Origin of the sequence: Microbacterium marinilacus (assembly GCF_019753765.1) — a bacterium.
GTDB lineage: Bacteria > Actinomycetota > Actinomycetes > Actinomycetales > Microbacteriaceae > Microbacterium > Microbacterium marinilacus.
The window spans coordinates 22,561-41,204 of sequence record NZ_JAIJZW010000003.1; the positions used below are offsets into that span (position 1 = coordinate 22,561).

Genomic DNA, 18,644 nt, shown 5'->3' on the forward strand with positions numbered 1-18,644 from the left:
CGTCAAGCACAACAAGCTCCATTCACCTCGCAGCGACCGCAGGACAGTGGGTCGCGCGTCCGAAGCGGACGCAACTCCCGATCAAACACCGCCCTCGTCGCGCTGATGGGGGCCCTAACAGAACGCATACGACGAATCGTCGAACTCTCACGAGATGCTCACGAGGCAGCGCTCGGAGCGGGTGCGCACAGGGTTCACAGGCCCGCCGCTCATCGGCCGCGGCGGGTGCGGTGAGCATCCGTCAGCAGGCGGGTCGCCGCCGCCGTCGTGCGCATCGCGGGCGAGCGTCGGCAGCGCATGGTCCACGATGGGGAGGTGAACGGTGAACTCGCGTCTCTCGTCTCTCTCTGCCTGCACGGCAGCGCGTGGCTGGCCTCGACGGGCGACGTGCCCCCGCCGACGGAGGCCTTGGCCCCCGCTTTCCGGTACGTCGGGTCGCTGCGCATCCAGTGGACCGAGAAGACCCTCCTGCGCACCCGCGTGCGCCGGAGCGACGGCGTCGCCGAGTGGTTGGGCGCTCTGCGCGCGGGCGGGTGCACGCGTCTTCTCCTGCTCACGGCGCGCGGCATCACGGGCGATCTGCCCGCCCACATCGCCGCCTCGTTCTCGAACGGCGGCTCGTGGGCGATCGTGACCGACGGCCGCCGGCCGCGGGTCTGGCTCAGTCGCTGGAGCGTCGCGCACCCGCAGGCGGCAGACAGCCGGATCTGGGCGGTGGACATGCTCGGACGGCCCTTCGACGCGGCGTCGCCAGTGTCCGTCGAACCGGCATCCGCCGCGGCACGCCTCCGCGAGACCCTCGCCGAGATCTCGTGGTTCGCCGCGACACACGAGCTCGAGCACTGGCGGACGGTCTTCGACACGTCGTCGTCCGCGCTCGACGATCCGACGCCGACGATCGCGTACGGACTCGACCTGGCCCCCGAGACGCTGTCGCTGCCCCGGCGGCAGCTGCTGGCCGCGGCGACGCTCGCGTGGGTCTTCGGCGGCATGGGGTCGTGGAACGACCTCGGATTCCGCGACGATGCACAGATGGAGGAGTACAACGCGCTGACGAGTCGTCTGTACGACGCGGTTCTCGGGGCGGTCGTGGCAGCCGTCAACGCTCCCGACTGACGCGGGGAGCGGATCTCGCCGCCGGGCGGGGAACGGAGTCAGCCTGCCAGTCCGCGGGCGACCATGCTGCGGCCGGCGGCGACGATCGCCTCGCGGGCAGGCCGTGGCGTCACCCCGAGGACGGCACGGGTCTTGGTCTCGGAGACGCGCTTGACGTAGCCCAGGTCGGCGGCGACCGACCTGAAATCGTCCCGGAACAGCGCGGCGAGGCGGACGACGAGGTCCGGGATCGACCGGGTCGGGACCCTGCCGGCCCTCTCGCCGAGCTCAGCCCTGAGGACGGCGCCGATCTCCTTCATCGCGACCGCCGGCTCGCCCGTGCCGACGAGGAATCGCTCGCCGGCCGCGCCGGGGGCCGTCATCGCGGCGATATGCGCGGCGGCGACGTCCCGCACATCCACGATGGGCACGAACATGTTCGGAACGCCGGGCATCTCACCCTTCAGCATGTTCTGCACGATGTGGTTCGCGCCGGAGACGTCCTCGCCCATCACCGGGCCCATCACCGCGACGGGCAGGATCGTGGTCAGCTCGAGCTGCATGCCCGGCTGCTCGACGAAGTCCCAGGCCGCCTTCTCCGCGAGGATCTTGCTGCGCCCGTACACGTCGACGCCGGGACCGTCCACCGGCGACCAGTCGTCCTCAGTGAAGACGTGATCGATGCGGCCGTGGCCGAATCCGACGGCGTGGAACGCAGAGGTGAGCACCACACGTCTGACGCCGGCGTCGCGGGCGGCGCGCAGGACCCGCAGGGCGCCGTCGCGTGCAGGGGCGATGACCTCCTCCTCGTCCTTCACCCTGCCGGTGTGGATCGGAGAGGCGAGGTGGAGGACGTAGTCCGCCCCGCGGACGGCGTCCGCCCACCCCGCGTCCTTCATCAGATCCGCTTCCACGAAGGTCAGCTCCGCGTCGCGGGCGACCCCCGCGTCGCGGAGCACCGCGCGGACGGCGTCCTCCTTGCGGAGCGAGCGAATGGTGGACCGGACGACGTGCCCCTGATCCAGCAGTTGAGCGATGACATGACCGGCGATGAAGCCGGACCCGCCCGTGACGAGAACCTCGGACATGGGAGAGACCTTTCGTGATGCGTTCCTCAAGCGACATCACGATCCTGATCGCGCCCGGCACGGTCGCCCAGGCCCCTGGTGACACTGGTAGTGACAGGGCATACGCTCCACCGGGCGGCGCTCGTTACCGTAGGCGACATGACGGACGCGCCGAACACCCTGGGCGAGTATCTGAGAGCCCGGCGCGAGCTCGTCACCCCCGAGCAGGTCGGCATCCCCGTCCTCGGCGTCCGCCGGGTGCCCGGCCTCCGTCGTGAGGAGGTCGCGATGCTCTCCGGCATCAGCGCCGAGTACTACCTCCGCCTCGAGCAGGGACGCGATCGGCACCCGTCCGCGCAGGTCCTCGAGGCGATCGCCCGCGTGCTGCGACTCGACGACGACGCGTACCTGCTCAGCCTCGTGGACGGCCGCCAGCGCCGTGGCCGGCCCAAGCCCCGTCGGGAGACGCTCCCCGCCAGCACCGCCCGGCTCATCGACCAGCTCCCGTTCCCCGCGTTCGCGGAGGGCCGCCACCTCGACGTCCTGGCCGCAAACGCGCTCGCCGCGGCCGTCTCGCCCCGGCTCGTCGCCGGGCGCAACCGACTCCGGGACGTGTTCCTCGACGAGGCCGAACAGGATCTCTTCGAGGACTGGGAACGGGCAGCCGCCGCGCTCCTCGCCGGATTCCGCAGGACCGTCGGGCGCAGCGTCGACGACCCGCGCGTCGTCGAGCTCGTCGGGGAGCTGTCACTCGCCAGCCCGGAGTTCCGTCGCTTGTGGGCGCGGCACGACATCGCCGAGCGCACCGGCGCCAGCGTCCTGCTCGACCATCCCGCCGTCGGGCGGCTCCGCCTCGAACGGGAGAAGCTCGCTGTCGCCGGCACCGACGGGATCATGCTCGTCGTCTATCACGCGCAGCCCGGCAGCGGATCGGCCGAGCGGCTCGCGCTCCTGGGGTCCATGGCCGCGCGGACCACGCCAGGAGATCGCGCGGCGCCGACCCGACCCTCGCGCCCGCGCTCCTGAGCGTGAGGGACTCGTCCCTCACGCGGTGAGGAGGTCGTCCAGCAGCGCGGCGAGCTGAGTGGGCATCTGGATGTGCATGTCGTGGGGCGCCCCGGGGAGCGTCCGCACGTCCCACCCGAGATCGCCGAACTCCCGCGCCCGTTCCGGCGAGACGACGACGCTGTCCTCGGCCAGCACGATGGTCGACGGGACGGCCGGCGGCCGTGGCGTGTACTCCGTGCGACGCCCGGTGGTGGCGAGGTAGGGGACCATGCGCGAGTCCCAGGCATCCCAGTTCGCCATCTGCCGGTCGATCGACCCGGCACCCGTGCGCTTGATGCCCGCCCTTCGGATCGCGGCACGGGACATCAACGGACGCACCCGGTTCATGAGCCGCATCGCCATCCCGAAGCGCCACGACACGGCGAAGCCCGGGTCGATGCCGATGAACCGCCTCGGTGCGAGGGCCGGCGCGGCCTCTGCAGCGACCCGTCCGCCGAGTGACTGCCCGATGAGCAGGTCGAGGCCGACGGGCAGGGTGTCGATCAGGTCCTGCGTGAACGTCTCGAGGGTGTAGCTGTCGGAGCGCGGGCTCTCGCCGTGTCCGCGCTGGTCCACGAGGATGAGGGACAGGTCGTGCTTCTCCACGAGAATGCTCGCGAAGTCGTGCCACGCCGTAGAGCTCTCGGAGGCGCCATGGACGAGGGCAGCGGTGCGCGGACCGCTGCCGAGCTCGCGGGTGAACAGTCTCATCGGTCTCTCCTCAGAGGCTCGGGTGCCGTGCGGTAGGCGGCGGCGAGCCGAGCGGCGTGACGACGGTTCCACTCCCGCGCCCCGGCGAACTGCGCCGTCAGGCCCAGCGACGCGTGCAGATGTCCCTCGCCGACGACGACGGTCACGGGCACGCCGGCGTCCGCCAGCCGGTCGGCGAAGCGCAGGCCGGCATCGCGCAGCGGGTCGAGCTCCGCGAGCATGAGCAGCGTCGGCGGCAGCCCGACGAGACTCGGTGCGTCGAGCACCGCGCCATAGGCGTCTGCGGGGCCGTCCGGTCCGAAGTAGACCTCCGCCAGAGAGGACAGGCCATCCAGCCCGAAGCCCTCCGCGAACTCCTCCGCCGAATCGCCGACCGGCGGAAGCGCCGCGGGGATCACCTCGGCATCGAGATGGATCAGCTCGACCACGGCGGAGTCGCGGAGGTGCAGCGCGGTGCTGGCGGCGATGGCCGCCCCCGCGGAGTTGCCGCCGATCCCGAGGCGACGCGGGTCGACGCCGAGGAGGCCGGGGGTCGAGACGAGGGCGTCCAGGGCGGAGATGGCGTCGTGGACGGCCGCGGGATAGCGGTGCTCCGGTGCGAGGCGGTAGTCGAGCGAGACGAGCTGGACGCCGCTCGCCCGCGCCAACGCCGCGCAGACTCTGTCATTGAGGATCTCGTGGACGTCGCCGGCGAAGAAGCCTCCGCCGTGCATCCAGAGCTGGGTCGGGGCGAGATCGGGGACCGAGTCGGGGCGGTAGCGACGAACGCGAAGAGGACCGTGCGGCCCATCCAGGAGGAAGTCGTCGATCGAGACGCCAGGGGGAACGGGCGCGGTGAACTCCGCCGCGACGAGGTCGGAGATCCGTCGCGCCGCGGCGCGGCTGACCGCCGGGTCGGGATCTCCGAGGCCCGGCACCGTCGACGAGAGCTCGCCGTACCGTGCGATCCACCGCAGGATCGCGGGGTCGACGTGCGCATCGGTGAGTCTCGCCATCGATCCTCTGCCTCCCTGCGCGCTCGAGTGCGCCTCGGGACATTGTGTGAGGATCGAAGAACTTCGATGACAGCGATCCGGTGAGGCGGTGGCGCATGCGGCAACCCGGTCGCCGGGTCACGATCTACGACGTCGCGGAGCGCGCCGGCGTCAGCATCTCCACGGTGTCGCTCGCGGTCAACTCGCCCCATCGCGTCCGCGAGTCGACCCGGGCGCAGGTGCTCGCCGCCGCGGGCGCTCTGGGCTACCGCACCGAACAGGCGCCGCCGCAGCGACGAGCCGGCACCCGGATCGCCGTCGCGGCGCCGTTCAGCAGCTACCCGACGTATCTCCGTCGCCTCACGGGCATGCTCACGCGCACACGGAACACCGCCATCGAGATCGTCGCCCATGATCTCGAGTCGGCGGCCCGGTCCGTCGCGCCACTGCTCGACGCCCTTCCCGCGCGTCGTGGCATGGACGGACTGATCGTGATGGGCGTGCCGCTCTCGGGCGCCGCGCTGCGCGCCAGCCGGGAGTCGAGGCTGCCGGTCGTCCTGATCGACGTCCGAGGCGCCGATCGCCCCTCGTCGGCGCCTTCCGCCGTGCTCGTCGACGACCTGGCCGGCGGTCGAGCGATCGGGCGTCACCTGTGCGAACGGGGCCATCGGCGGGCGATCTTCCTTCACGAGCCGCAGATGTCCGGCGACTACCTGTCCGCGGCGATGGTGCGGGTCGCGGGCATCCAGGAGTTCGTCGACGTCGTCGACACGGTCTGCCCGCCGTCGGCCGCGCCCGGCGACGTCGCCTCCGCCGCGCTTCGCGCCCATCCGTCCGCAACCGCCGTGGTCGCTCACCACGACGGGCTCGCCGCACGGGTCTGGCAGCACTTTCGTGCGTCCGGCCGGAGCCGAGAAGAAGGGGTGGCGCTGGTGGGATATGACGACGGCACCGTGGCGGAGACGATCGGGCTGACGACGGTGCGGCAGCCGTTCGAGGAGTCCGGCGCCGCCGCCCTGAGGCTGATGATCGATGAGATCGCGGTCGGCGGAGGGACGCCTCAGACGGTGACCCTGGAGCCCGAGCTCATCATCCGGGCGAGCACGTAGACGCGATCGGTCGGCCGAGGATCTGCGCCGCCTGCGGAACGCCCTCTCGGACGCGTCGCGAGGCGGGTCCGAGAGGGCGTCGCCCCAGTGCGCGGCCGGTGGCGGCTGAGGAGTCCTTCCCCCGAAGGCAGCCAGGTCGCGAGCGACACGACCACCGACGCCAGACCCAGCGTGCTCTCGTCCGGTCGCGGCCGCCAAGGAGAAGGCCGTGCTGTATATCGGCGACTCACGGAGCGTGCCTTCCCGCATAGGGACTCTTGTAGGTTCCGTGACGCCGGCGCCGTCCCGCGCCGCGCCTCCTTGTGCGAGAGGAGGACACGTTCCCCGGCGCCCCGCCGCACGGCCGATATATTCCCCACGCCGGTCACGCGACCGGCGTGGGGAGGCAACAGATGAAGGTGTGGGTCGACGGGACGCCACCGCCGCGGAAGAAGTCGCTGGGCGAGGACGCGTTCCACCGGATCGCGCGGGCGATCGCCCGCGGCCAGCTGCGTCCCGGAGAGCGCTTGCAGGACGTGGAGCTCGCCGAGCGGCTGCACATGTCGCGCACGCCGGTGCGGGAGGCGCTGCAGCGCCTGGAGCGGGTCGGGCTGGTGGAGATCCTTCCCAGTCGCCTCACGCGCGTGACCGAGGTGACCCCGGCGTCGCAGCGGATGTCGCGGCTGCACGCCGGCTATCAGGCGGGGGTCGCCGCGCACATGGCGATCCCGAGGCTCACCCTGCAGGAGCGCCAGGAGGCGGCGCATCTGGTCGAGGAGATGGAGGCGGCGATCGGCGCGCCGCACGCGTCGGAGGCCCGCCGCAGCCTGTACAGCTACCTGTCCTCACGGTCGGGGAACGTCCTGCATCACGACCACATGAGCGACATGGAGGCGACGCTGGAGCGCAACCTCACCGGGATGCGGTTCCCGCCGGAGCTGCTCGAGCAGATGCGCGTGCTGCACGCCGACCTCCGGGACGCCATCCTCGCCGGCGACGCCGCGGGCGCCGAGCGGCTGATCCGTGCCCAGCACGGGATCTTCGACACGCAGGAAGCGGCGCTCGCGCAGGACCCGTCGATCGAGCCCGCCGAGGGCGGCTCGGCGGCGTGAGCACCGGTCGGGGCTGCCGCCCGAGCGGTCTCTCGCACCCGTCAGGCGAGCTCGGCCCGGACGATGTCCGCGCCCGCCGCGAGCGCGGACATCTTGTCTCGCGCGACCTGCCGGGCCAAGGGCGCCATGCCGCAGTTCGTGCTCGGGCAGAGCCGGTCCGCATCGACGAAGCGGAGTGCGTCGCGCAGCGTGGCCGCCACCTCATCGGGGGTCTCGATCTGATCGCTCGCCACGTCGATGGCCCCGAGCATCACGTTCTTCCCCCGCAGCAGCTCGATCAGGTCGACCGGCACGCGGGAGTTGTGGGACTCCAGGGAGACGGTGTCGATCGTCGATCGCTGGAGCAGCGGGAACGTCTGCTCGTACTGGCGCCACTCCGGGCCGAGAGTCGCCTTCCAGTCGGTGTTCGCCTTGATGCCGTAGCCGTAGCAGATGTGCACGACGGTCTCGCTGCGCAGGCCCTCGGCCGCCCGCTCCAGCGCGGCCACGCCCCAGTCGCCCACCTCGTCGAAGAACACGTTGAAGGCCGGCTCGTCGAACTGGATGATGTCGACGCCCGCCGCCTCCAGCTCCTTGGCCTCCTGGTTGAGGATCTTCGCGAACTCCCAGGCGAGCTTCTCGCGGCTCCGATAGTGCCTGTCCGACAGCGTGTCGATCATCGTCATCGGACCGGGCAGCGCCCACTTGATGCGCCGGTCGGTCTGCGCACGGAGAGCCCTCGCGTCGTCGGCGAAGACCGGCCTCTCACGCCCCACCGCGCCGATGACCGTCGGGACGCTCGCGTCGTAGCGGTCGCGGATACGCACCGTCTCGCGTCGTTCGAAGTCCACCCCGCTGAGGTGCTCGATGAACGTGGTGACGAAGTGCTGGCGGGTCTGCTCGCCGTCGCTGACGACGTCCAGCCCCGCCAGGCGCTGCTCGTCGACCGCCAACGACAGCGCGTCCCTCTTGCCTTCGAGCAGCTCGTCGCCCTCCAGCTTCCAGGGCGACCAGAGGGTCTCCGGCTGGGCGAGCCAGGAGGGCTTCGGCAGGCTCCCCACGATCGAGGTCGGCAGCAGTGCGTTCATGGGTGGACTCCTCGTGTCTCGTCCGGTCAGACGGCGTGGCTGAAGGCCCAGCGCTCCAGCGCGGCCCCGTGCGGCTTCACGAAGTTCTCCTCGGTGAACCGCCCTTGCGTGAGGGCCAGGCGGCTGCGCTCCTCGCGATCGTAGGAGACCTGCGTCACCGAGTAGTCGCGATTCTCCAGGCTCGGCCGGTACAGCTCTGCGGCGGCTGCGTTCGCGTTGTAGATCTCCGGGCGGTAGATCTTCTGGAACGTCTCCATCGTGCTGATGAGGCCGATCAGCGCCAGATCGGAGTAGTCGCCCAGGAGGTCCCCCCGGAAGTAGAACGCCAGGGGTGCGACGGCGCCGCGCGGCATGAAGTAGCGGACTCGGAGTCCCATCCGGTCGAAGTACCGGTCGGTCAGGGAGGGCTCGTCCTGGCGGTACTCGACCCCGAGGATCGGGTGCCGGTTCCCGATCCGCCGGTACGTCTTCGAGCTCGAGACGCTGATGCAGATCACCGGAGGCAGCGAGAACCGCTCCCTGTAGGCGTCGGACTCGAGGAAGTGCCGGAAGAGCCTTCCGTGCAGCTCGCCGAAGTCGTCCGGCACGTCGAGTCCCGTCTGCCTCGCCTTGTGCTCCGGCAGCAGCACGCTGAAGTCGTAGTCGCGGACGTACGAAGAGAAGTTGTTCCCCACGATCCCGTCGATCCGCCTGCCGGTGAGCGTGTCGACGATGTGCGTGTCGAGCATCTCGATCAACGGGAAGACGGTCTCGCCGTCGTCGGCGGGGAAGCGCAGGTCCACGGAGACGATGTCCGTGTCGACGGTGTAACGGTCCCCGGTCGGGTTGTCCCAGTGCGCCAGGTCGTTGAAGCGGTTGTCGATCATCGTCAGGGCGTTGCGGAGGTTCTGCCGCCGGTCCTCGCCCCGGGCCAGATTCGCGAAGTTGGTCGTGCCGCGAGAGCTGGACGACGGGGAGTAGTCCTCGTCGAAGCGCGTCGTGCTGATGCGGAACGTGAAGTCGTTCGTCATGGTGATCGGATGCCTCGATACCTCGCGGTGGGGCACGGGCGCCGCGCCCGCGTCAGGGCATTCAGGCTATGCAGCACCGGTCTCCATAGCCCCATCAGCATGCTTAGTACGTGGCTATAGGTGCTGGCTATGTGAGGAGCTCGACCCCGAAGCCCGAGACGACCTGGCGCATCTCGTCGACGAAGCGCCGCGCCTGGTCGGTGAGCGAGATCGAGGCGTGCCCGATCCAGCCGATCTCGATGCGCTCGTCGACGTCGAGCGGGACGGCGACGATCGACGGGTCGAGGTCGTCCGAGATGATGCCGGTCGAGATGGTGTAGCCGCCGAGCCCGATCATGAGGTTGAAGATGGTGGCCCGGTCGCTCACCCGGATGTCCTGCTTCGACGACCGCGTGGACAGGATCTCCTCGGCGAGGTAGAACGAGTTGTTCGCGCCCTGGTCGAACGTGAGCCGCGGCAGGCCCTCGAGGTCGTCGAGGGTGACGCGCCCGCGCTCGGCCAGAGGGTTCGTTCGGGCGACGAAGATGTGCGGGTCGGCGAGGAACAGCGGGGTGAAGGTCAGGCCGGAGTCGCGAAGCAGCTTGTCGATGACGTTCCGGTTGAACTCGTTCCGATAGAGCACCCCGATCTCGCTGCGCAGCGTGCGGACGTCCTCGATGATGTCCCACGTGCGCGTCTCGCGCAGCGCGAACGCGTACTCCGACGCGTCCGCCGCCTTCACCAGGCGGACGAAGGCGTCGACGACGAACGAGTAGTGCTGCGTGGACACGGCGAGGAGGCGGCGCGACGGCGGGCGCCCGAGGTAGCGCTGCTCGAGCAGCTCCGCCTGCTCGACCACCTGGCGCGCGTACCCGAGGAACTCGGCACCTGCCTCCGTCAGGGTCACCCCTCGGACGGACCGCGTGAGCAGCGTGCTGCCGACGCGGTGCTCCAGGTCCTTCATCGCGGCGGACATCGTCGGCTGCGAGACGTAGAGCAGGTCTGCCGCGGCGCTGATGGACCCCTCTGCGGCGACCTCGACGAAGTACTTCAGCTGCTGCAGGGTGATGCCGCTCGCCGTGCCCAGACCGTCTCGCACCATAGGCACAGGCTATCCGGATGGCGCGTGACCGCTCCGGACCCGATAGGCGGCGAGACCGGGTCCGGAGCGTCGGGGGCGGCCGCTACCGCTCGGGCGGGATGGTGAAGCTGCGGATGAGCGCGGCGTCCAGGACGAAGACGCCGGTCGACTCGCCGTTGAACACGCGGCTCCGCCAGTCGAAGCGGATGGTCGTGGTGTCGCCGTCGGTCGACGCCGACAGCACCTTCATGCGCGCCCCGGCGCCGATCGCGTCGGAGCCTGCCCACTGTCGTATCCGCTCATGCCCGCGATACTCGGTGCCCCAGTCGTCCACGAGCCCGTCCTGCGCGAAGAGCGCGACGAACGCGTCGGTGTCGGCGGCGTTGATCGCCTCGACGAACGCCGTGACGGGCGTGGGGGTGCTCTGCGTGTCGGTCATGTCGTGATCCTCTCTCGATGGCCGCTCGATCAGCGGGTGGTGTAGCCGCCGTTGGCGAAGATCGTCTGGCCGGTGATCCACCAGCCCTCCGTGGCCAGGAAGGTCACGATGGGGGCGATGTCCTCGATCTTCGTCAGCTGGCCGCCCATGGCCTGCGACTTGTGGAACTCGACGCGCTCCGGGGTCTCCTGCCCATAGAAGAACGGCGTGTCCATGGGCCCGGGCGCCACGGCTGTCACCGAGACCCCGCGCGGCGCGAACTCCTTCGCCGCCGCGCGGGTGAAGTGCTCGACCGGGCTCTTGCCGCCGGCGTACGTGGAGTAGCCGTCGGTGAACGCCGCGAGCAGGCTCGTGACGATCGTGATGACCTTGCCGCCGTCGGCGACATGCCTGCCGGCCTCTTTCAGGAAGAAGTACGCGGCCTTGCTGTTGATGTCGAACATCGAGTCGTACTCGTCTTCGGAGGTCTCGAGGATCGGCTTGCGCAGCACCTTCCCGACGGTGTTCACCGCCACGTCGATGCGCCCGATCGTCGCCTCCGCCTCGGCGAACAGCGTCGCGACGTTGTCGGGCCGCGTCAGATCGCCGGTGAGGATCACGCCTCTGCCCCCGGCGGCCTCCACGGCGGCCAGGGTCTGCTCGGCCTCCGGGCGGGCCGAGGTCGAGTTGTAGTGGATCGCGACGTTGGCCCCGTGGTCGGCGGCGCGCCGGCTGATCAGGCCGCCGAGGTTCTTGGCTCCCGCGGCGACGAGGACGTTCTTTCCCTGGAGTGTGTGCTCGGTCATGTCAATGCCTCCTGTCTGTATCGACGATATTGAAAGCTATCACACCGATACATGGCGCTACTATAGCGATGTGACAGAAGCAGCACATCCCGATACGCGGACACGGCTGCTGAACGCCGCCGCCGAGCGGATCGCGGCCGCGCCGGGAGGAGAGATCTCGCTCCGGGCGGTCTGCGACGCCGCCGGCGTGAAGATGCCGACGCTGTACCACTTCTTCGGCAGCAAGCAGGGGCTGCTCGACGCGGTGATCGAGCGCGGCTTCGACCTCTACCTCGCGGAGAAGGCGGCCCACGAGTCGTCCGGCGACCCCGTCCAGGACATCCGCGACGGCTGGGACGCGCACGTCGCGTTCGGGATCGAGAACCCCGGCTTCTACACGCTGATGTACGGCATGGTGCGCCCCGGCCACTCGCCTGCGGCGCAGGACCGACCGAGCCGGCTGCTGTCGGCGCTCACCCATGCCGCTGCCCGCGAGGGCCGCCTGATCGTCGACCCGGAGCAGGCGGCCGCGCACATCCTCGTCGCCAACATCGGCGTGACCCTGCGGCAGATCGTGCTCGCCGCGCCGGACCCGCAGCTCTCCGCCGCGGTGCGCGAGGGCGCCATCGCCGCGATCACGGGGACCGGGAAGGCGACGTCGCCCGCCTCCGACCGGCGTGCCGAGATCCATCGCGTGCTCGAGCACGCCGCCGCGCACGCCGAGGTGCTCGGAGCCGCCGAGACGCAGCTCCTCATCCAGTGGCTGCGCAAGCTGGGGTCGGACGGATGACGAGACGCCCCGGCCCGCCGCGTGCCGCTAGCGCAGCAGGCCCGCCTGCTCGAGATGACGCCGCACGACCGCGACCTCCGCGTCGTCCAGCGGGATGTACGGGTCGGCGGTGCGCGCGTCGTCGATCACGCCGAGCAGGTGCAGTGCCGCCTTGAACGCGCCGAGGGCCGACGAGCCCCGGCCCATGCGCTCGGCGGGGGCGGCGTCGACGAGCCCGAACAGCGCGAACAGCCGATCCTGCTCGGAGCGCGCGGCGGCCCAGTCGCCGGCTCGCGCGGCCGTGTAGAGACGCACGTATGCGTGGGGGTCGACGTTTCCCAGCCCGGGGACGCAGCCGGCGGCTCCGAACGCGAGCGCCGAGTCGACCGTGAGCTCCGAGCCGGTGAGCACCGCGAAGCGGTCGAGCCCTCGCTCGCGAGCGCCCAGGATCACCCGCCTCAGGCCGGCGTCGTCCCCGCTCGAGTCCTTGAGCGCGACGATCGTCCCGTCGGCGGCGAGGTCGAGCACCGTGGACGTGTCGAGCTTCGTCCCGACGGCGACGGGGATGTCGTACGCGACCTGCGGGACGGGCGAGCTCTCCGCCACGAGCCGGAAGTGCCGGGCGATCTCCGCCGGATGGGTCCGCGTGTAGAAGGGCGCGGTGACGACCGCCGCGTCCGCCCCTGCCGCGGCCGCCGCGGCGACCTGACGTCGCACGCGCGGCGTGGTCATGTCGATCGCGCCGGCCAGGACGGGCACGCGGCCGTCGGCGACCGAGACGACGGTCTCGGTCACGCGCACCCGCTGCTCATCGGTGAGGAAGGCGACCTCGCCGGTCGACCCGAGCACGAACAGCCCGGCCGCGCCGGCGTCGACGATCCGCGCCGCCAGACGCTCGAGCGAGCGCACGTCGACCTCGCCGTCGGGCGTGAGCGGCGTCGCCAGTGGCGGGATGATGCCGTGCAGTGACAGTTCTGCGGTCATCTGAGAGATCCTCCTCGATCGGGATGGACAAGCGGGCGCAGGGGGCGGCGTCCGATCTCACCGCCGCCCCCTGCTCTCAGCGTCGCCTCGCGCTGTCGCCGACGCCCTCGGCGTCCGGGGCCGATGCGTCCTCGTCGATGCCGAGCAGACCGTCGCGGGCGAAGTCCGACGGGAGCGACGCGTCCGGGTGGACGAGGCGCTGGACGTGCGCGGGCACGTTGAAGCCGATCAGCAGGATCACCACGGTGGTCAGCGAGAACGACAGCAGCGGCAGGGCGAAGCCGAGCGAGAAGTTGCTGGCGATCGACGCGCCGAGCACCGGCGCGATCGCGCCGCCGAGGGCGCCCACGTTGTAGGTGAACCCCAGGCTGGCAGCGCGCTGCTCGGTCGGGAAGAAGCCGCTGATCCACTTGGGGTGCAGCCCCGAGATGCCCTGCCCGAAGAGCTGTTGGAGGAACAGCAGCGCGCCCAGCACGATGAGCTGCGTCCCGCCGATGAGGAACACGGGGAAGATCAGCAGCTGTGACAGCAGCAGGCTCCCCACGTACGCCCAGCGCGTGCCGAACCTGTCGCCGATGAAGCCCGCGACCACGCATCCGATCGCGTTGCCGAAGCCCGCGAAGAAGACCACCGTGGCGACGTCCGTGGGGTCGTAGTTCAGCTCGGTGGACGCGTACGTGGGCAGCAGCGCCTGGATCGGCCAGGAGTAGAGGAAGGCGCACAGCACGGTGAAGGTGACCATCACGATGAGCGGCCAGCGCCTTCCGCCGAACTGCACCATGTAGGAGATGAACACGGCGGCCGTGACCACGCCCGCCGCGGCCGTGCCGAGACCGTTCAGCTGGCCGGTGAAGATCAGCAGCAGCAGCGCCATGGCGATCACGGCGGTGATGGTGTTGACGACGCGCAGCCGACCCTTGAACAGCATCGCGAAGACGTTCGGCGCCGCCTTCGCGCCCGGGGCCTCGTCGCGGCGGCGCGACTTCTCCCAGTCCTCCGGCTCCGGCAGGCTGCGGCGCAGCCACAGGGTGAGGACGATCGGCACCAGGCCGATGGCGAACAGGGCCCGCCAGCCGAACTCGGGCACGACGAAGCGGTACACCTGGCCGGCGAGGACGGTGCCGACGGCGGCGCCGGAGATGAGGAAGCCGCTGGCCTTGTTCTTCAGCCGGGGCGGCCATGCCTCGATCACGTACGTCGAGCTCGCGCCGTACTCGCCGGCCATGCCGAGGCCGATCACGATGCGGGCGATGAACAGCACGGCGTAGGAGGGGGCGACGGCGCAGGCGAGCGAGCCGAGCGAGAACAGCAGGATGCTTGTGATCATCGCGACCCGACGCCCGAAGCGGTCGCCGACCGCGCCGATCGCGAGGCCGCCGAACCAGCGGCTGACGAAGGCCGCGGAGACCAGGCTCGCCGCCTGCACCCCCGAGAGGCCGAACTCGTCGCTGATGTGGGTCAGCACCAGGGTGATGAGCACGAAGTCGAAGCCGTCGAGCAGGTAGCCGAGCCACGAGGCGGCGAACATCTTCCATTGACGCCTGGACACCTGCCGGTACCAGGGAGCGGTGGTCGGGGATGTGTGGATCACGGTTCTCTCACTTCATCGTGTGAACGGGTCGGGGTGATGCAGGGTCGGCGGTGCGGCGGGGAGCGCCGCCCGGGGGTCAGCGGTTGACGGCGGTCGGGAGCGCGGTGCCGCGCGCGAAGGCGAGGACGTTGCCGACGGCCAGGTCGGCCATCGCCTCGCGTGTCTCTCGCGTGGCCGAGCCGAGGTGCGGGGCGAGGACGACGTTGTCGAGCGAGGCGAGACCCGCGGCGAGGCGGGGCTCGTTCTCGTAGACGTCCAGGCCCGCCGCGGCGATCGTGCCGTCGCGCAGCGCGGCGACCAGCGCGGCCTCGTCCACCACCGCTCCGCGAGCGGTGTTGACCAGCACGGCGGTCGGCTTCATCGAGCGCAATCTGTCGGCGTCGACGAGATGGCGGGTCTCGTCGGTCAGAGGGCAGTGCAGCGACACCGCGTCCGAGGTGGCGAACAGCTCGTCGAGCGGCATCCATTCGACGTCGTCCTCGGGACGGGGACGACGCGAGGACGACGCGACCGTCATGCCGAACGCGCGGGCGCGGTGCGCGACCGCCTCGCCGACGCGTCCGTAGCCGACGATGCCCAGCCGCTTGCCGGCGAGCGATCGGCCCCACATGAAGTCGAAGCCCCACGACCACGCGGCGCCGGAGCGCACGAGGCGGTCTCCCTCGCTCACGCGCCGTGTCGCATCCAGCAGCAGGGACATGGTGATGTCGGCCGTGGCCTCCGTGAGCACGTCGGGGGTGTTCGTCACGGCGATGCCCGCCGTCGTGGCGGCGGCGACGTCGATGTTGTCGTAGCCGGCGCCCACGTTGGCGATCAGCCGCGCGCCGTGGGCGGCGAGCTCGGCGATGGCCGTCGCGTCGAGCGCGTCGGTGATCGTCACGACGACGGCGTCGAGACGCTCGACGCCGAGGAGGGCCTCGACGTGCTCGGCGTGGAGCAGCTCGCCCCCGACCTCGGCGAGTGCCTGCGACGACGGCGCCGGCAGGGGGACGGTCGTGGCGACGCGGATGCTCACGGCAGCACCGCGGCGGTGGGCTCCGCCTCGACGAGCAGCTCACGGGCCTCGGTCCCGAGCTGCTTCCAGCCGAAGTAGAGCATCTCGAGGTCGATGCCGAGCGAGAAGTGACGGAAGCCCTGCGCGGTCAGGTCGCTGAACTCGTCCAGGCTGCCCAGCTCGATGCGCGCCGGCACGCCGTGCCGGCGGCATGCGTCGAAGACGCGCTGCCGCACCGCGTCGATCTCGGCGGTCGAGCCTCCCGAGCTCATCCGGAAGTCGGTGGGCCCCCACTGCACGAAGTCGATGCCGGGAACGGAGAGCAGCGCGTCCAGGTCGTCGAAGCTCTCGCGCTTCTCGACCATCACGCCGACGACGGTCTCGGCGACCCTGGCGATGTACTGTTCGCCGCCGCCGTAGGTCGGCCGCGCGTTGCGGCGGGCGGCGGCGCCGTACGTGCCCCCGTGCTCGGGGGTGTCGGGACGCACCGAGGCGACGGCGCGCTCGACGTCGTCGCGCGTGCGCATGTCGGCGAAGAGCACCCCGTGGAAGCCCGACCCGACGGCCCGTTGCGCGAGGTAGTGGTTCTGCTCGTAGTCGAGCTTGATCATCGTGCCGAGCCCGTAGAGCTCGCCGGCGCGGCCGATGGCGTCGAGGTCGTGCAGCGTGAAGGCGTTGTACTCGGCGAGGAACTCGACGTAGTCGAACACCCCGGTCTGGCCGACGGCCTCGATGACGGCGGGGTCGGGAAGCAGCACACGGGTCGCGATCGTCGGCTGCCCTGCCGAGAGCTTCTCGCGAATGGGGTTCGGGCGCACGGGTCGAGTCCTTTCATCGGTGACGGCGCAGCGCGGAGGGCGCGGCGACCGGCGACGCGGCCCGGCCGGGTGCGCGGGCGCGTCGAGGGCGAGGCGTCCGCCTCGCGTTCGGGGGCCGCCCGCTGCTCCCCTGCTGCGATGCGGGGGACGTGCTGCGGCTCTCAGAAGGAGACTAGGAATCGCTGACGGAGGCCGAAACGGCTGCGCCGACTTTCGCGCTCACTTTCGCAACTCCGCGGCCGAGCCCGGGCGGAGGCCCTTCTCCACGGCAGCGGGGAGGTCAGTGCGTCTGCATGGTCGAGCCGCGCACGACGAGCTGCGACTCGACGGTGTGCCGCCCGGGCGCGGGGGCACCGTCGATGGCACGCAGCAGCAGGTCGGCCGAGACGCGGCCGATCTCCTCCAGGTGCATGTCGATCGACGTCAGGCCCGGACGGGTCGCCTCGGCCATCGAGATCCAGTTGTCGTGACCGATGACCCGGGCGCGGGAGGGGACGTCCCATCCCTCCTCGCGAAGCACCTCGAGCACGCCGCGGGCGATCTGGTCGTTGCCGCAGAGGAACCCGTCGACGTCGGGGTCGCGCGCGATCATCGCGCGGGCGGCGGCCCGGCCCCACTGCTCCGAGTACTCACCCGCGTAGACCGTCGAGCCGACGAGCGGGACGTCGGCCGCCATCAGGACGTCGCGCGCACCCGCCGAGCGCTCGACGGATGCGCGCACCCGTGGATTCCCCGCGATGACGCCGACGCGGGTCGCTCCCGCCTGCACGAGATGCTCCGCCGCGATGCGACCCGATCGCTCGTGCGACGAGTCGACCGAGGTGTCGCCGGGCGCGGAGGAGGGCGCGTAGGCGTAGACGAGCGGCACGTCGAACATGCTGCTGAGGCTCGCCCGCTCGTTCGACACGCTGCCGAGCACGATGATGCCGTCGACCTTGCGCTCGACGAGCGCGCGCAGGTGGTGACGCTCGCGGATCGTGTCGCCGCGCGCGTCGCACATCAGCAGCGACACGGCCCCGAGCCCGAACGCGTCCTCCGCGCCCATCATGATCGGCAGGGCGAAGCGGCCCGACAGGTCGCTCGCGATGATGCCGACCGTTCCGCCCAGCTTGAACCGGCTCGCCCCCTGCCGCGGCACGTAGCCGAGGCGTTCGGCGGCTGCCACGACCCGCCTGCGGGTCGCCGCGCTCACGCGCGGACGGTCGTTGAGCGCCTTCGACGCGGTGCTCAGGGACACCCCGGCCGCAGCGGCGACCGCGGTCAGCGAGGCGTCCTGACCCATCCGCGACCTCCTGCCCGTCGCGCGAAACGGCGCGAAACCCGTTCCATTGTGCCGCTCGACGGTGCGTCGTGGCGTCGGCCGCTGCGACCGCGGTCACTCCCGGCGCTCGGGTGAGCGTTCGGCGGGAGTCTTCGAACCGCGAAGCAGCAGGGCGCCGACGACGAGCTGCCAGAGCATGAAGGTGTAGACGGCGCCGCGCTCCCAGACACCGTCGGGCAGCGCGACGTGGGCGACGAGCAGCGCGGCCGACGCGAAGCCGATCGCTCCCAGCACCGGCCCGATGCGCCGGGCCGCGCCGAGGAAGCGCAACGGTCCGACCGAGACGATGCTGAGCGCGTTGCCGGCGGCGATCGCCGCGACCGCGCCCGCCGCGTGGAAGACGATCAGGCCGTTGTCGACGTTGCTCGGCGAGCCCGGGACGAGCCCGACGAAGGTGATGCCGGCGGTGTAGAGGGCGCCGAGCACGAGCATCGGGACGCGCAGCCTGCTGGCGCTGAGCTGCGGCACGAGCAGCGCCAGCCCGACGAAGAACAGCAGCCCGGCGCCGATGAACCCGGCGTTCATGACCTGGGGGATCTGCGACTCCAGCACGCGGCCCTGCAGTTCGGCGTGCTCCGCGACTCCGAGGTCGCTGATGTAGAACGTCGCGTAGTCGTAGCCGGGGAAGACCGAGGCCGTGATCGCCTCGCACAGCAGATACCAGACCGTCGCCGCGATCCAGAGGAGGCCGGTGGCGTTCACGCGTCCCCCGCTCCTCGTCTGGTGGCTGATG

Annotated in this window: 19 protein-coding genes; 5 read left to right on the plus strand and 14 right to left on the minus strand. The window is 71.0% G+C overall.

Annotated features, from left to right (window positions below):
• Positions 1 to 315: 315 nt before the first annotated feature.
• On the plus strand, positions 316 to 1,116 hold the full coding sequence (locus K5S26_RS05765; protein ID WP_221856888.1) for a hypothetical protein: 801 nt from the start codon (positions 316 to 318) through the stop codon (positions 1,114 to 1,116).
• A gap of 38 nt (positions 1,117 to 1,154) precedes the next feature.
• On the opposite strand, the gene K5S26_RS05770 is transcribed toward K5S26_RS05765, so the two are convergent.
• Positions 1,155 to 2,183 (minus strand): NAD-dependent epimerase/dehydratase family protein, encoded by a 1,029-nt coding sequence (locus tag K5S26_RS05770; RefSeq protein ID WP_221856889.1) that lies wholly within the window; start codon positions 2,181 to 2,183, stop codon positions 1,155 to 1,157.
• A gap of 138 nt (positions 2,184 to 2,321) precedes the next feature.
• Between K5S26_RS05770 and K5S26_RS05775 the strand changes: the two genes are divergently transcribed.
• Complete coding sequence (locus K5S26_RS05775; protein WP_221856891.1) at positions 2,322 to 3,188, plus strand: helix-turn-helix domain-containing protein; 867 nt, start codon at positions 2,322 to 2,324, stop codon at positions 3,186 to 3,188.
• An 18-nt stretch (positions 3,189 to 3,206) separates the two neighbouring features.
• Here K5S26_RS05775 and K5S26_RS05780 read toward each other — a convergent pair whose 3' ends face one another.
• Both K5S26_RS05780 and K5S26_RS05785 read right to left on the minus strand, forming a co-directional pair.
• Positions 3,207 to 3,920, minus strand: a complete 714-nt coding sequence (locus K5S26_RS05780; RefSeq protein WP_221856894.1) for an alpha/beta fold hydrolase — start codon at positions 3,918 to 3,920, stop codon at positions 3,207 to 3,209.
• Positions 3,917 to 4,915 (minus strand): alpha/beta hydrolase fold domain-containing protein, encoded by a 999-nt coding sequence (locus K5S26_RS05785; RefSeq protein WP_221856896.1) that lies wholly within the window; start codon positions 4,913 to 4,915, stop codon positions 3,917 to 3,919. The genes K5S26_RS05780 and K5S26_RS05785 overlap by 4 nt, the downstream gene beginning before the upstream one ends.
• Positions 4,916 to 5,010: 95 nt before the next feature.
• On the opposite strand from K5S26_RS05785, the gene K5S26_RS05790 reads away from it, so the two are divergent.
• On the plus strand, positions 5,011 to 6,003 hold the full coding sequence (locus tag K5S26_RS05790) for a LacI family DNA-binding transcriptional regulator (RefSeq protein WP_221856898.1): 993 nt from the start codon (positions 5,011 to 5,013) through the stop codon (positions 6,001 to 6,003).
• 392 nt (positions 6,004 to 6,395) lie between these two features.
• Entirely contained in the window at positions 6,396 to 7,094 is a 699-nt protein-coding gene (locus K5S26_RS05795) for a GntR family transcriptional regulator (RefSeq protein WP_221856900.1), read from the plus strand.
• A 41-nt stretch (positions 7,095 to 7,135) separates the two neighbouring features.
• Here K5S26_RS05795 and K5S26_RS05800 read toward each other — a convergent pair whose 3' ends face one another.
• The 5 genes from K5S26_RS05800 to K5S26_RS05820 all read right to left on the minus strand — a co-directional run bounded on the left by K5S26_RS05800 (position 7,136) and on the right by K5S26_RS05820 (position 11,455).
• A complete protein-coding gene (locus tag K5S26_RS05800) occupies positions 7,136 to 8,161 on the minus strand; it encodes a methionine synthase (RefSeq protein WP_221856902.1) in 1,026 nt (341 codons plus the stop codon).
• Between the two features lie 26 nt (positions 8,162 to 8,187).
• The gene (locus K5S26_RS05805; protein WP_221856904.1) at positions 8,188 to 9,171 is read right to left on the minus strand and encodes a DUF1852 domain-containing protein; all 984 of its coding nucleotides are present in this window, start codon (positions 9,169 to 9,171) and stop codon (positions 8,188 to 8,190) included.
• Between the two features lie 127 nt (positions 9,172 to 9,298).
• Complete coding sequence (locus K5S26_RS05810) at positions 9,299 to 10,252, minus strand: LysR family transcriptional regulator (RefSeq protein WP_221856906.1); 954 nt, start codon at positions 10,250 to 10,252, stop codon at positions 9,299 to 9,301.
• Positions 10,253 to 10,334: 82 nt separating this feature from the next.
• On the minus strand, positions 10,335 to 10,670 hold the full coding sequence (locus K5S26_RS05815; protein WP_221856908.1) for a nuclear transport factor 2 family protein: 336 nt from the start codon (positions 10,668 to 10,670) through the stop codon (positions 10,335 to 10,337).
• 29 nt (positions 10,671 to 10,699) lie between these two features.
• Positions 10,700 to 11,455 (minus strand): SDR family oxidoreductase, encoded by a 756-nt coding sequence (locus tag K5S26_RS05820; protein WP_221856910.1) that lies wholly within the window; start codon positions 11,453 to 11,455, stop codon positions 10,700 to 10,702.
• Positions 11,456 to 11,525: 70 nt separating this feature from the next.
• On the opposite strand from K5S26_RS05820, the gene K5S26_RS05825 reads away from it, so the two are divergent.
• Positions 11,526 to 12,224: a TetR/AcrR family transcriptional regulator gene (locus K5S26_RS05825; protein WP_308122793.1), complete on the plus strand. Its 699-nt coding sequence runs from the start codon at positions 11,526 to 11,528 to the stop codon at positions 12,222 to 12,224.
• Between the two features lie 27 nt (positions 12,225 to 12,251).
• Here the strand turns inward: K5S26_RS05825 and K5S26_RS05830 are convergent, their stop codons facing one another.
• From K5S26_RS05830 to K5S26_RS05855, 6 genes are all read right to left on the minus strand, one after another.
• Entirely contained in the window at positions 12,252 to 13,187 is a 936-nt protein-coding gene (locus K5S26_RS05830) for a dihydrodipicolinate synthase family protein (RefSeq protein WP_221856914.1), read from the minus strand.
• 76 nt (positions 13,188 to 13,263) lie between these two features.
• Entirely contained in the window at positions 13,264 to 14,778 is a 1,515-nt protein-coding gene (locus K5S26_RS05835; RefSeq protein ID WP_308122794.1) for an MFS transporter, read from the minus strand.
• A 76-nt stretch (positions 14,779 to 14,854) separates the two neighbouring features.
• Positions 14,855 to 15,793, minus strand: coding sequence for a 2-hydroxyacid dehydrogenase (locus K5S26_RS05840; protein ID WP_221856916.1), 939 nt, complete (start codon positions 15,791 to 15,793; stop codon positions 14,855 to 14,857).
• On the minus strand, positions 15,790 to 16,590 hold the full coding sequence (locus tag K5S26_RS05845) for an HpcH/HpaI aldolase family protein (RefSeq protein ID WP_221856918.1): 801 nt from the start codon (positions 16,588 to 16,590) through the stop codon (positions 15,790 to 15,792). Before K5S26_RS05845 ends, K5S26_RS05840 begins: the two co-directional genes overlap by 4 nt.
• Positions 16,591 to 16,870: 280 nt before the next feature.
• Positions 16,871 to 17,872 (minus strand): LacI family DNA-binding transcriptional regulator, encoded by a 1,002-nt coding sequence (locus K5S26_RS05850; RefSeq protein WP_221856921.1) that lies wholly within the window; start codon positions 17,870 to 17,872, stop codon positions 16,871 to 16,873.
• A gap of 93 nt (positions 17,873 to 17,965) precedes the next feature.
• Complete coding sequence (locus tag K5S26_RS05855; protein WP_221856922.1) at positions 17,966 to 18,613, minus strand: DUF998 domain-containing protein; 648 nt, start codon at positions 18,611 to 18,613, stop codon at positions 17,966 to 17,968.
• Positions 18,614 to 18,644: the final 31 nt, after the last annotated feature.

Coding starts and splice junctions, on each gene's coding strand:
- K5S26_RS05770 (WP_221856889.1), bottom strand. CDS start 2,183: ATGTCCGAGGTTCTCGTCACGGGCGGGTCCGGCTTCATCGCCGGTCAT.
- K5S26_RS05775 (WP_221856891.1), top strand. CDS start 2,322: ATGACGGACGCGCCGAACACCCTGGGCGAGTATCTGAGAGCCCGGCGC.
- K5S26_RS05780 (WP_221856894.1), bottom strand. CDS start 3,920: ATGAGACTGTTCACCCGCGAGCTCGGCAGCGGTCCGCGCACCGCTGCC.
- K5S26_RS05785 (WP_221856896.1), bottom strand. CDS start 4,915: ATGGCGAGACTCACCGATGCGCACGTCGACCCCGCGATCCTGCGGTGG.
- K5S26_RS05790 (WP_221856898.1), top strand. CDS start 5,011: ATGCGGCAACCCGGTCGCCGGGTCACGATCTACGACGTCGCGGAGCGC.
- K5S26_RS05795 (WP_221856900.1), top strand. CDS start 6,396: ATGAAGGTGTGGGTCGACGGGACGCCACCGCCGCGGAAGAAGTCGCTG.
- K5S26_RS05800 (WP_221856902.1), bottom strand. CDS start 8,161: ATGAACGCACTGCTGCCGACCTCGATCGTGGGGAGCCTGCCGAAGCCC.
- K5S26_RS05805 (WP_221856904.1), bottom strand. CDS start 9,171: ATGACGAACGACTTCACGTTCCGCATCAGCACGACGCGCTTCGACGAG.
- K5S26_RS05810 (WP_221856906.1), bottom strand. CDS start 10,252: ATGGTGCGAGACGGTCTGGGCACGGCGAGCGGCATCACCCTGCAGCAG.
- K5S26_RS05815 (WP_221856908.1), bottom strand. CDS start 10,670: ATGACCGACACGCAGAGCACCCCCACGCCCGTCACGGCGTTCGTCGAG.
- K5S26_RS05820 (WP_221856910.1), bottom strand. CDS start 11,455: ATGACCGAGCACACACTCCAGGGAAAGAACGTCCTCGTCGCCGCGGGA.
- K5S26_RS05830 (WP_221856914.1), bottom strand. CDS start 13,187: ATGACCGCAGAACTGTCACTGCACGGCATCATCCCGCCACTGGCGACG.
- K5S26_RS05850 (WP_221856921.1), bottom strand. CDS start 17,872: ATGGGTCAGGACGCCTCGCTGACCGCGGTCGCCGCTGCGGCCGGGGTG.